The organism is Nonomuraea sp. CX421 (genome assembly GCF_059358955.1).
The window spans coordinates 69,253-81,860 of record NZ_JCADBK010000019.1; the positions used below are offsets into that span (position 1 = coordinate 69,253).

Genomic DNA, 12,608 nt, shown 5'->3' on the forward strand with positions numbered 1-12,608 from the left:
CCCCCGGCCTGGAATGTCTGGGTATGTTGGCCGACCATCCAGCCTCAGGGAGCGCTCGTGAACGCACTCGGCGAAGGCGAGATCCGCCACTTCCTCCTGGAACGGATCGGGCTCCGCTGCGCCGAGCAGGTCGATCCGGACCGGCCGCTGGAGGAGTACGGCCTGTCCTCGCGGGACGCGGTGGCGATCGCGGGCGAGCTGGCCGAGCTGCTGGGGCGTGAGCTGGCCCCGACGCTGGTGTGGGAGCACCCCACGGTCACCGGTCTGGCCCGCGCGCTCGCAGCCCCTGAGCCCGTGGCGGTCGAAACCGGCAACCGGGCTCTGGCGGTGGGTACCGACGGCTGGGCTCCGGTGACCGGAGCCGACGGCCGAACTTCTCCCGCCGGGGCCGGAGGCCGGGGCGAGCGGGCGCCACGCGATGAGCCCGTCGCCGTGGTGGGCGTGGGCTGCCGGTTGCCGGGAGCGCACGGGCCCGAGGCGTACTGGGAGCTGCTGCTCGACGGACGCGACGCGGTCGGCGAGGTGCCGGCGGGCCGCTGGGAGGCGTTCGACGACGGCTCGGCGCGTACCGAGGAGGTGCTGGCCGCGACGACCAGGCACGGCGGGTTCCTCGGCGACGTGGCCGGGTTCGACGCCGGATTCTTCGGCATCGCGCCAGGCGAGGCGGCGGTGATGGACCCGCAGCAGCGCCTGCTCCTGGAGACCGCGTGGGAGGCGCTGGAGCACGGCGGCATCGCGCCCAGGTCGCTGGCCGGCAGCCGCACCGGCGCGTTCGTCGGCATCTCGGCCGCCGAGTACGCCTACCTGACCAGCGCCGACCTGTCCGGCGTGGACGCCTGGACCGCGACGGGCGCCGCCCTCAGCATCGCCGCGAACCGGCTGTCCTACCTGCTCGACCTGCGCGGACCGTCCATGGCGGTGGACACCGCCTGCTCGTCCTCGCTCGTCGCCACCCACCTCGCGGTCAGGGCCCTGCGGTCGGGGGAGTGCGACCTGGCGCTCGCCGCCGGGGTCAACCTGCTGCTGTCGCCGCTGGTCACGGTGGCCTTCGACCGGGGCGGAGGGACGGCGCCGGACGGGCGGTGCAAGGCGTTCGACGCCTCGGCCGACGGGATGGCGCGCGCCGAGGGGTGCGGCGTGGTCGTGCTGAAGCGCCTCACGGACGCCCGGCGCGACGGCGACCGGGTGCTGGCCGTGATCCAGGCGACGGGCGTCAACCAGGACGGCCGCTCCAACGGCCTGGTCGCCCCCAGCCCGCGGGCGCAGGAGTCGCTGCTGCGCCAGGTCTACGCCGATCTGGACCGCGGCCCCGACTACATCGAGGCGCACGGCACCGGCACCTACCTAGGCGACCCCATCGAGGCCCGCGCCATCACCGCCGCCTTACCCGGCCCGGTGCTCCTGGGCTCCGCCAAGACCAATCTCGGCCATCTGGAGGCGGCCGCGGGGATCGCCGGGCTGATCAAGACCGTGCTCGCGCTGCACCACGGCGTGATCCCGCCGAGCCTCCACTTCCGGCAGCCCAACCCGCACATCCCCTGGGACGCTCTCCAGGTCGTCACCACCCCGACCCGCTGGCCGCGTCACCCGGCCCGCGCCGGGGTGTCCTCCTTCGGGTTCGGCGGCACCAACGCCCACGTCGTCCTCGACACCGCTCCGGAGGGGCCGGAGGACGCCGCGCCGGGAGACGGGCCCGCGAAACGGGTGTTCGTCCTCACTGACACCACCGCGGACCGCGTCCGAGAGTACGCCCGGACGCTCGCGAGCCGCTGCCCGGACCTGCCCGACCTGGGCGACGTGGCCCACACGCTCGCCCGGAGGGCGGGCCGGGGCCGGTCGGCCGCCGCCGTGGTGGCCGGGACACTGGAAGAGCTCGCCGGCGCGCTCCAGGACGTCACCCCCACCACCGTCCCGCCGGGGGCGAAGGGGCCGGTGTGGGTGTTCAGCGGGTACGGCTCGCAGTGGCCGGCCATGGGCCGTCGCCTCTACGACCGGGAGCCGCCCTACCGGCAGGCGATCGACGAGCTGGCACCCCTGCTCATGGCCGAGGCCGGGATCGACGTCCACGCCCCCGACCCGGTCGACGTGGCGACCGTCCAGCCGGTGATCTTCGCCGTCCAGGTGGCCCTGGCCAGGCTATGGCGCGCCTACGGCGTCGAGCCCGCCGCCGTGATCGGCCACTCCATGGGCGAGGTGGCCGCCGCCGTGGTCGCGGGCGCGCTGGATCCGCACGACGGGGTACGGGTCAGCTGCCGCCGCGCCCGCCTCCTGGGCACCCTGGGCGGTGGCGGCGCGATGGCCGTGGTGGGTGTGCCCGCCTGCGAGGTGCCCGGCGACCTGCACGTGGCCGTGCACACCTCACCGAGGCAGACCGTGGTCACGGGCGATCCCGAGCGGGTAGCGGCGTACACGGCCGAGCTGACCGAGCGTGGGGTGTTCGCCCGGACCCTCACCACCGCCGGGGCCGGACACTCGCCCCAGGTCAAACCCCTCCTCCCGCTGATCAGGGACGAGCTCGCCGCCATCACGCCCGGTAAGGCGCGTCTGCCGTACTACTCCACCGTCTTCGACGACCCCCGCGAGCAGCCCGCCTTCGAGGCCGCCTACTGGGCCGCCGGCGTTCGCCGCCCGGTCCGTCTCACGCAGGCTGTCCGGGCCGCCCAGGAGGACGGTTTCACCGTCTTCACCGAGATCAGCCCGCACCCAGTCCTGGCCCAGCCCCTGCACGACACCCTCACGACGTCCGGAGGGTCCGTCCTGGTCACGCACTCGCTGGAACGCGGCCACGACGACGCCTTCCACGCGCAACTCGCCGCCGTGGCCGCCGTCGTCACCCCCAGGACGCGGGGCCGCGTCGTGGACGTGCCGCCTCCGGCGTGGCGGCACACCCGGCACTGGGTCGCCCCGCACCGGCGCCCCTCCGGTCACCGGCTGCTCGGCGCGCACGTCGAGACCGCCGCCGGGCACGCCTGGACGACCACGCTCGACGACCTCGCCGACGCGCCCTGGCGGCTGCCCGCGCAGGACTGGCACCGCGACGGCCACCCCGTGCTGCCCCTCGCCGCCGTGGCCCGGCTCGCGCACGCCGCCGCCCGAGAGGTGCACGGCGAGACCGAACTCCACGACGTGACCCTGCACGCGCTGCTGCCGCTGCCCGCTCGCGTCACCGTCACGCTGACGGGCACCAGGATCGAGCTCACGGCGAAGAACGCGGCCGGCGTCTGGACCGTCGTCGGCACCGTCTGTCTCATCCCCGTGGGCACCGGACCGTACGGGATCTTCGGCCTCACCGGGGTGCTGGAGAGGGTGGGGCGGGTCACGACGTCCGGGGAGTTCGAGGGCGTCGAGGTGCGAGAGGCCGCGGCCGTTCCCGTCTCTCTGGAGAGCAAGCTGGTCCAGCGCGTGTGGGTCCCCGCGCCGCAGGAGGGCGGCACGGCCGCGCCATCGGCCACGTGGCTGATCGCCGAGCAGGGCGATCCGCGAGCGCCCCGCCTCCGCAGGATGCTGGACCTCCCTGAGACGCCGGGCCTCCCTGAGACGCCGGGCCTCTCCGTCAGGCGGAACCTCTCCGCGACGCGGAGCCCTCAGGCGTCCTTCGAGGCGCGGGAGGGCGGGCACGGGATCGTGCTGGTGCCCAGGGGCCTCGATCCTGAGGCCACGCAGCGGTACGTCCTGGATGTGGCGAGACTCGCCGTTCAAGGGGGCAGGCTCACGATCGTGACCGAGCGGGCCCAGGCGGTGGACGCCGGGGAGCCAGGGGATCCGGGTGGGGTGGCGCTGCGCGGGCTGGTGAGGGTGCTGGCGTTCGAGCATCCGGAAAGCCGGGTGACGCTGCTGGACGTGGACGATCTCGGCGCGCTGCCCCGGGAGTTGGCGCACGACTCGGCCGACGACGAGGTGGCCTGGCGCGCGGGGGTGCGCCACGCGGCCCGGCTGCGGAGGACGGCGCTGCCGCCCGCCCGGGCCGTGCCGGTCGTCGGCGAGGGCGCGTACCTGGTCACTGGCGGGTACGGCCGGCTCGGGCTGATCGCCGCCCGCTGGCTGGTCGAGCGCGGCGCGACGCGGGTCGTGGTCAACGGACGTTCGGCGCGGGCCGAGGTGCCGGAGGGGGTGCGGGTGGTCGTCGGCGACCTCGCCGAGCCCGGCACGGCCGAGCGGCTGGTCGCCGCCGCCACCGAGGGCGGGCCGCGGCTGCGCGGCGTCATCCACGCCGCGGGCGTCCTCGACGACCGGCTGGCGGCCGACCTCGATCGCGACAGTCTCGACCGGGTGTGGGCGGCGAAGGCGCGCGGCGGGCTCCGGCTGCACCAGGCCACCGAGGAGCTGGACCTGGACTGGTGGGTCGCCTTCTCCTCGGCGGCCGCGCTGCTCGGCTCGCCCGGCCAGGCCGCCTACGCCACCGCCAACGCCTGGCTGGACGCGCTCTGCGCCCTGCGCAGGTCCAGAGGGTTGCCCGCCATCTCCATCAACTGGGGGACGTGGGCGGGGGCCGCCGCGATGCCCGCCGTCGAGCCGCTGACTCCTGCCGAGGGCGTGGAGGCGCTGGAGGCGCTGATCCAGCGGGACCTGTCGGCGGGCGTGGTCAGACTGGACGCCGCGATGGCGGCCAGGGTGTTCCCGGGCATCGCCCGCATGCCGTACTTCTCGGAGGTCGCCGACCTGGCCGACGTGGGCCCACGGGTCGCGGGCGACCTCGCGGAGCTCGCGGAGCTCGCCCCGGACGAGGCGGTGCGCGTCATCACCGGCAAGGTACGCGAACGGGCCGCCGCCGTGCTCGGCGTGGAGCCTGCCCTGCTCGGTGCGGGCACCGTCCTGACCGAACTGGGGCTGGACTCGCTCGCCGCGACCCGGCTGCGCGGCACCGTCGAGTACGACTTCGGCGTCGTGATCCCCGCGGCGCCCCTGTTGAACGGCGCCACCCTGGGCGACCTGGCCTCGGCGGTGGCCGCCGAGCTCGACCTGACCACGGCACTCGACCTGACCAAGGCCCCCGGCCCGGAGCCGCCCGCGAACACCTCGGCCGGTCGCGCTCAGAACTCGGCCGCACCACCGGCAGCGTCATCGGACGTGGCACCGACTACATCGCCGGCCGCTCGGCCGGCACGAGTCGAGCCGAGGGACGCGGCGGAGCGGCAGGTCGTCCGGGTGCTGGCGGGCCTGCTCGGCCGCGAGCCGTCGGTCACCGAGCCGGTGGAACCGCAGGTGCTGGCCATGGCCCTTGACCGGCTCGCCAACGAGCTCGGCAGGCCGATCACGCCGGGCGGTGACGCGGACTCCGGCCCGGACGGGGTCAGCGCCGCGGAGATCGCGGACGCGGTTCGGGAGGTCGAGGAGGGTGAGGCCGGGCGTGGCCTGATCCGGCGGCTGACCGGGAAGCCGGGCAGGCCGCTGTTCCTGGCGCATCCGGCGGGTGGCACGACCGGCGTCTACAGCCTGCTGGCCGACCGGCTGGGGGTCCCGGTGCTGGGGCTCGAACGGTTCGACGGGGCGGGCCGGCTGGACGTGGCCGAGCGGGCGGACCGCTACGCCGAGGCCATCCGGGAGACCTGCGCGGGGCCGTACCGGATCGGGGGGTGGTCGTTCGGGGGGATCCTGGCGTTCGAGATCGCGCGGCGGCTCGGCGGCGTGGAGCTGGTGGCGATGATCGACTCGGGGCTGCCGGACCGGGTCGACGAGCAGACGCGGCGCGAGCTGGACGCCCAGCGATATATCGATTTTTCGGGCTATCTGGGTGAGACCTACGGCGTGGACGTGCGGCTGGAGCCGGCCGAGCTGCGCGCCCTGGACGACCCCGGCCGGCTCGCCCTGGTCGAGGCGCGGATCGCCGCGTCGGGCGTGCTCGACCAGCTGAGCCCCGCCATCCTGCGCCACCAGATCACCTCCCACGAGGACACCCGGGCCATCGAGCGTTACCGGCCGGGGCCGTACCAGGGCAGGGTCGTCCTCTACCGCTCGACCGAACCCACACCCTGGGCGGTGGAGGACACCCGATACGCCCACCAGGACGACCCGGCCAGGGGCTTCGCGGCCTGCAGCAGTGGGCTGGAGATCGTCGAGATCCCCGGATCGCACCACCTCAACCTGCTCGATCCCCCGTACGTAGAGGTCATCGCCGAGCATTTGAAGGGATTGCTATGACGCTGGCACAGGCCGTGGTGGCGGGTGCGGAGCCCGACGAGCTGGCCCGCCTGGAGGTGCCGTCCACCTACAACGCGGCCTACCTCCGCAAGGACGAGGTCGGCATGTTCGACGGCGACGAGGACAAGGACGTCCGCAGGTCGATGCACGTCGGCCAGGTGCCGATGCCCGAGCTGGCGCCCGACGAGGTGCTGGTGGCCGTGATGGCCAGCGCGATCAACTACAACACGGTCTGGTCAGCGATGTTCGAGCCGGTCCCGACGTTCGCGTTCCTGGAGCGGTTCGGGCGCACCGACCCCCGGCACGACCTGTCCACGCACGTCCTCGGCTCCGACGCCTCCGGGGTCGTGGTCAGGGTCGGCGCGGCCGTACGCCACTGGCGGATCGGCGATCGGGTGGTGACCAGCCCGGCGTACATCGACGGAGAGGACCCGATCGCCCAGCACGACGGGATGCTGGCGGCCGACCTGCGCGCATGGGGCTTCGAGACCAATTTCGGGGGGCTGGCCGAGTTCGCGGTGGTCAAGGCGACCCAGCTGCTGCCCAAGCCGAGGCATCTGAGCTGGGAGGAGGCGGCGTGCAACCTGCTGTGCGCGTCGACCGCCTACCGGATGCTGGTGGGCGAGCGCGGCGCGCGGATGAAGCAGGGCGACGTGGTGCTGCTGTGGGGCGCGGCGGGCGGGCTCGGCGGCTACGGCGTGCAGCTCGTCAGGAACGGCGGTGGCATCCCGGTCGGCGTCGTCGGCTCGCCGGAGAAGGCCGAGCTGCTCGGCCGGATGGGGTGCGCGCACGTCATCGACCGCTCGCAGTTCGACGACCTGAGCGACGAGAAGGGCTGGCGCAGGCTCGGCGCCGAGGTCAGGCGGCTCGTGGGCGAGGACCCGGCGATCGTGTTCGAGCACACCGGCAGGGAGACGTTCGGCGCGTCGGTCTACGTGGCCCGGCGCGGCGGGTCCGTGGTGACCTGCGGCTCCTCCAGCGGGTACGCGCACACGTACGACAACCGGCACCTGTGGATGAAGCTCAAGCGCGTCATCGGCTCCCACGGCGCGAACTACCAGGAATGCCACGAGGTCAACCGGCTCATCTCGCTCGGCATGGTCCATCCCACGCTCTCGGCCGTCTACCCGTTGACCGGGGTCGCCGAGGCGACGCGGGCCGTACAGGTCAACCGGCACGTGGGCAAGGTCGGCGTGCTCGCGCTCGCGCCGGAGCCCGACCTCGGCGTCGAGGACCACGCGCTGCGCGAGCGGGTCGGCGAGGACCGGCTCAGGCTCTTTCGCTCGTGAGCGCCGGCCGGGCGGGCGAGGACCGGCTCAGGCTCTTTCGCTCGTGAGCAGCGCCTGCCGGGCGCGCAGCACGATCTCCAGCTCGAAGCGGATGTCGGGGTCGGCGAGCTGGTCGCCGTAGAGCTCCTCCAGCTGGCGCAGGCGGTAGCGGACGGTCTGCGGGTGCACGTGCAGGCGCGCCGCGACCTCGCCCGCGCCCCTGCCGTGACGCAGCCAGGCCAGCAGCGTCTCGGCCAGGCGGTCCTGCTGGCCCGGCCGCAGGTGCGCGAGCGGCGCCAGCCGAGCCTCGGCCAGGGTGTTGACCAGCTCCTCGTCCTTGAACACGACCAGCGTGGCCATGTGGTCGGCGCAGCGGAGCAGGCCGCGCGGCAGCACGCCGCGCCGTGACAGCTCCAGCGCCTCGCCGGCCCACCGCAGCGAGGCGGCGGCGGCGGTCAGGGACACGGCGGGGCCGATGGCGGCCCGGTGCCCGCGCAACGCGGTGTCCAGCAGCTGACCCTGGCCGGGGCCGTTCGGGTCGGGCACCAGCAGGCACGGGGTGGGCCGGTCGAGGCCGGTCAGCACGTCGGGCGGCAGGACCGGAGCGCGGTAGGCGCCGTGCTGGTCGCCGAGGGCCACGCAGGCGACGGTCTTCGGCAGCCGCCAGCCTGCCGCCTTGGCCAGGTCGGCGATGGCCTCCGGGCTCGCGGGCGGGCGGCTGAGCAGCAGGTCGAGCAGCCGGCCCCGGCGGCGCTCGACTTCGCCCGCCGCGTGCGCCCTGGCCTCGTCGAAGCCCTCCGCTGCCGCGTCCGCGAGCTGGTCGAGGTAGACGAAGATGGCCTCGCCCAGGTCATACAGGGACTGCGGCGACAGCCCGAGCGGCTCGGCGAGCTCGGTCAGCCGCCGCCAGCCCACTCGGGCGCCGAGCCGCATCGCGGTCTGCAGGGGCTCCATGTTGCGCCCCTCGGCGGCCTCGCCCCGGCCGATCGCGCGGAACGGCTCGGGGTCCCAGGGCGCCTCGGGGTTCTCGATGTGGTCGAGGAAGCCGACGACGGCCTGCTCGACGGCGAGCCTGACCACCTTGATGTAGATCTCGTCGGATGGCCGGGCGTACTCGGGGATGCGGGCCTGGATCTCCTCGATCACCTCTTCGGAGACCCGGCCGATGCCGCCCCTGAGCGTCTTCACGAATTCCGCGGTAGTCCGGGTGTCGCTGGTGTCACTCTTGTTGGCCATCGTCCCTCCTGCCGCCATTGTGACTTAGGCGACAGAAGATTTGCATAGCAAGTGCTTGTTTTGTCACTTCTGGAGAAAGGCGCCGAACTCCGTCACATCGATCAGCCCGTCGCCGTCCTGGTCGAGCCTCTCCACCCCGGCCTGCGCCGCCTCCAGCGTGATCGGCTGCCCGAGGACCTCCATCAGCCGGACCAGCTCGTCGGCCGAGATGCGGCCGTCCTTGTCGGCGTCGATCAGGTCGAAGGTGATCGTGTAGTCGCTCATGGGGTCCTCCTGGGAGATCCGTGTCGGTCAGACCTTAGTGGCCGGGTGACGAAGTGGGTTGTTGAATGCCCCGAGTTGTCGCCTCATATCACCCCAACCCCAATCTCAACCGCTGGATAAGCCTTCTCGGGGCTCGAATGAACTCATCGAACTCCGCGGTCCTCGGGTGGCTGATGGCCGCATCACCTGGGAGGACGTACACGCGGAGGCGCCCGCACCGGGAGGTGCGGGCGCCGGAGGGGCGGGTCAGCTCAGCGCTTCGGCCGGGGCGTGGCCCCGTGCGGTCGAGGCGCGGGCCGAGGACGGGGCGGACGCGGTGGCGGCGCCGATCCCGCCGGTGTCGGCGGCGTAGGTGGCCACCAGGGTCGCGATCGCGTCGGAGTTCACGTCAAGCGCCTTGTCGCTGATGTTGCGGATGTCGTCACAGGCGCTGTGGTAGCAGGGGTCGAGCGGGATGCCCGCCGTGCCACCGAAGATGGCGGCCTCCTCGGCGGTCTTGAGCTGCTCGGCCCCGGTGAACAGGCCGCCCGCCGGGATGCCGGCGGCGATGAACGGTCCGTAGTCGGAGCGGCCGGTGAACGCGGTCGCGGTGAACGGCAGGCCGCGGCCGGCGAAGAACTTCTCGAAGTCCTCCTCGATCTTCGCCGAGCCCTCGGGCCCCGCGGTGCCGAAGGCGTCGCCGTCGCCGTCGTAGATGCCGAAGGTGTAGTTGGGCGAGGCGATCATGTCGAAGTTGAGGTAGAGCGCGATCTTGGCCCGCTCCTCCTCCGTCAGCGTGCTCACGTAGTGCTCGGAGCCGAGCAGGCCGAACTCCTCGGCGCCCCAGAAGGCGAAGCGCACCTGGTTCTTCGGCTTGGTCTTGGCGAACTGGAGCGCGACCTCCAGGATGCCGGCGCTGCCCGAGCCGTTGTCGTTGATGCCCGGCCCCTCCTGGACGCCGTCGAGGTGCGCGCCGACCATGACCACGTTGGCCGGGTCGCCCTTCTTCGTCTGGGCGATCACGTTGTAGGTGGTCCTGACCTCGGAGATCGGGTCCCAGTTCATCTTGACCGTGGTGCCCGCGGTGGCCGCCAGTTCCTGGCCGACGGCGAAACTGGTGAAGAAGGACGGGATGGTCACACCGGGGCCGCCGAGGACCGGGTTGAGGTCGACCTCGGTGCGGCCCTCCTGGCCCTCGTTGAAGATGATGGCGCCGGCGGCGCCCGCGGCCATGGCGTTGTCCACCTTGACGCGGAAGTTGCAGGTGCCGCGCTGCATGAGGGCGACGTTGCCAGGGACGAACCCCGCGAAGTCGGCCGCCTCACAGCCGGAGGTCGAGCTGTTGGCCGGGCCGGGCGGCAGCACGAGGTCGACGGCCTGGATCGTGCCGGTCGCCGAGCCGGCGGGAGAGTCGCCCATGGCCACGTAGTCGCTGAAGAACCCGTAGGTGTACGCCTTGGGAGCCGGGCTGGTTCGTTCCAGGACCGGCGGCGTGACGTACCCCTCGAACTGGAACTCGAACGGCTGGATGGTCACGTGGTAACCGGCCTTGCGCAGCTTCTTGGCCACGTAGTCGCGGGAGGCGTCGAAACCGGGGGTGCCGGACACGCGCGTCCCGTTGTTGGCGTCGGCGATCGCCTGGAAGGCCCGTAGGTGCTGCTTGACGTGCTTGCCGGAGACGGCCTTGACCAGTTTGCCGACGGTGTCCTTGCCGGGGTGGGCGCTGGCCGGGCCGGCGAAGGCGACGGAGGACAGCGCGACGGCGGTGACGACCGCGCCGATCATGCCCTTACGTAAGCGGGAACGCATGAATTGCTCCTCGGAAACGTTGGGGGACCCGGGTCGAAGATGCGCGCGTCTCCTGAACGTATTGATTAATCCTGTTATTGGGGAGATGGCGGATGTATCTGTTCCGTCACGGACTCAGAACATGTCACACGAACCCGCAGGTGATCGGTAAGGGCCGCATGCCCGCGCCGCAAGGGGGTAGCGGGCGGGCCATGCGATTGACCTATACCTCTGATCTGTGGTGGAAGAACGCCGTCATCTACTGCCTCGACGTGGAGACCTACAAGGACGGCAACGGCGACGGCATCGGTGATTTCCGAGGGCTGACGCAGCAGATCGACTATCTGGCCGGGCTCGGGGTGACGTGTCTCTGGCTGATGCCGTTCTTCCCGACCCCCAACCGTGACGACGGCTACGACATCACCGACTTCTACAGCATCGACCCGAGACTGGGCACGCTGGGCGACTTCGTGGAGTTCATGCGGACCGCGCACGACCGGGGGCTACGGGTCATCGCCGACCTCGTCGTCAACCACACCTCCGACCAGCATCCGTGGTTCGTGGACGCGCGGTCCGGCAAGGACTCGCCGTTCCGCGACTGGTACGTCTGGTCGGACAAGCCCGAGCCCGACCCGGAGGAGATGGTCTTCCCCGACAAGGAGGACAGCGTCTGGGAGTGGGACAAGAAGACCAAGCAGTACTACCTGCACAGCTTCTACCGCCACCAGCCCGACCTCAACGTGGGCAACCCGGCGGTGCGCGACGAGATCACCCGGATCCTCGGGTTCTGGATGGAGCTCGGGCTGTCGGGCTTCCGGGTGGACGCCGTGCCGTTCCTCATCGAGAACGTCCAGCCGAAGCTCGGCGACCCGCACGACTTCCTGGCCGACCTGCGGGCCTTCATGACCAGGCGGCAGGGCGGCTCGGTGCTGCTCGGCGAGGTCAACCTGCCGTACGACCAGCTCGTCGAGTACTTCGGCAACGGGCTCGGCGACCAGCTCAGCATGTGCTTCGACTTCATCGCCATGCAGCGCGCCTGGCTGTCGCTGGCCAGGGGCGAGGCCGAGCCGCTCGCCTCCGCGCTGCGGGAGCGGCCGAAGGCGCCGAAGGACTGCCAGTGGGCGGTGTTCCTGCGCAACCACGACGAGCTCACGCTGGACAAGCTGAGCGAGGAGGAGCGCCAGGAGGTCTTCGAGGCGTTCGGCCCCGAGAAGGACATGCAGATCTTCGGCCGCGGCCTGCGCCGTCGGCTGCCGACCATGATGGGCGGCGACCTGCGGCGCATCAAGATGGCCTACAGCCTGCTCTTCTCCATGCCCGGCACCCCGGTGCTCTTCTACGGCGAGGAGATCGGCATGGGCGAGAACCTCGACGCCGAGGGGCGCATGGCGGTGCGCGTGCCCATGCAGTGGTCCGGCGACGGCGGTTTCAGCATGACCGAGCCGGACCGCGAGATGACCGGCGGAGCGTACGCGCCCGACCGGGTGAACGTGGCCGACCAGAAGCGCGACACCGACTCGCTGCTGCGCTGGTTCCAGCTGCTCATCGAGCGTTACCGGGAGTGCCCCGAGCTGGCGTGGGGCGAGCACACCGTGCTGGACACGGGCAACGCGGCGGTGCTGGCCCACCGCTGCGACGCGGACGGCGCGACGGTGGTGGTGCTGCACAACCTGAGCGACACGGCCCAGGACGTGGACCTGAAGCTCGACGGCCTGGAGAACTGCCTGCTCACCGATCTCCTCGTGGACGGCACGACGGAGGTCTCGGACCGTGGTGTCGCCCACCTGCCCCTCGGCCCGCACGGCTGTCGCTGGCTGCGTGCCTCGGAGCCGGAGATCGCCCCCGAGGACTCCTCGGTCAAGTCCAGCACGCCGTAGCCGGATAGCCGCCGACATACCGGGCGAATCGTAATCACTGGGTAATGTGCCGCGGTTA

Annotated in this window: 6 protein-coding genes; 3 read left to right on the forward strand and 3 right to left on the reverse strand. The window is 72.3% G+C overall.

The window, feature by feature from the left end:
* Positions 1-57: 57 nt before the first annotated feature.
* Positions 58-6,138 carry an SDR family oxidoreductase gene (locus tag AC5L3X_RS28270; protein ID WP_494860916.1) on the forward strand — a complete coding sequence of 2,027 codons (6,081 nt, stop codon included), beginning with the start codon at positions 58-60 and terminating at the stop codon, positions 6,136-6,138.
* On the forward strand, positions 6,135-7,427 hold the full coding sequence (gene ccrA / locus AC5L3X_RS28275) for a crotonyl-CoA carboxylase/reductase (protein ID WP_494860917.1): 1,293 nt from the start codon (positions 6,135-6,137) through the stop codon (positions 7,425-7,427). The genes AC5L3X_RS28270 and ccrA overlap by 4 nt, the downstream gene beginning before the upstream one ends.
* Positions 7,428-7,454: 27 nt before the next feature.
* Here ccrA and AC5L3X_RS28280 read toward each other — a convergent pair whose 3' ends face one another.
* The 3 genes from AC5L3X_RS28280 to AC5L3X_RS28290 all read right to left on the reverse strand — a co-directional run bounded on the left by AC5L3X_RS28280 (position 7,455) and on the right by AC5L3X_RS28290 (position 10,694).
* Complete coding sequence (locus AC5L3X_RS28280) at positions 7,455-8,642, reverse strand: PucR-like N-terminal domain-containing protein (protein WP_494860919.1); 1,188 nt, start codon at positions 8,640-8,642, stop codon at positions 7,455-7,457.
* Positions 8,643-8,705: 63 nt separating this feature from the next.
* Positions 8,706-8,906 (reverse strand): EF-hand domain-containing protein, encoded by a 201-nt coding sequence (locus tag AC5L3X_RS28285; RefSeq protein WP_494860921.1) that lies wholly within the window; start codon positions 8,904-8,906, stop codon positions 8,706-8,708.
* Positions 8,907-9,152: 246 nt separating this feature from the next.
* Positions 9,153-10,694, reverse strand: coding sequence for a M28 family metallopeptidase (locus AC5L3X_RS28290; protein WP_494860923.1), 1,542 nt, complete (start codon positions 10,692-10,694; stop codon positions 9,153-9,155).
* A gap of 191 nt (positions 10,695-10,885) precedes the next feature.
* On the opposite strand from AC5L3X_RS28290, the gene AC5L3X_RS28295 reads away from it, so the two are divergent.
* Positions 10,886-12,550 (forward strand): alpha-amylase family protein, encoded by a 1,665-nt coding sequence (locus AC5L3X_RS28295; protein WP_494860925.1) that lies wholly within the window; start codon positions 10,886-10,888, stop codon positions 12,548-12,550.
* Positions 12,551-12,608: the final 58 nt, after the last annotated feature.

Bases quoted from the DNA above. Each gene is read 5' to 3' on its own strand.
- ccrA (WP_494860917.1), top strand. From the start codon at position 6,135: ATGACGCTGGCACAGGCCGTGGTGGCGGGTGCGGAGCCCGACGAGCTG.
- AC5L3X_RS28280 (WP_494860919.1), bottom strand. From the start codon at position 8,642: ATGGCCAACAAGAGTGACACCAGCGACACCCGGACTACCGCGGAATTC.
- AC5L3X_RS28285 (WP_494860921.1), bottom strand. From the start codon at position 8,906: ATGAGCGACTACACGATCACCTTCGACCTGATCGACGCCGACAAGGAC.
- AC5L3X_RS28290 (WP_494860923.1), bottom strand. From the start codon at position 10,694: ATGCGTTCCCGCTTACGTAAGGGCATGATCGGCGCGGTCGTCACCGCC.
- AC5L3X_RS28295 (WP_494860925.1), top strand. From the start codon at position 10,886: ATGCGATTGACCTATACCTCTGATCTGTGGTGGAAGAACGCCGTCATC.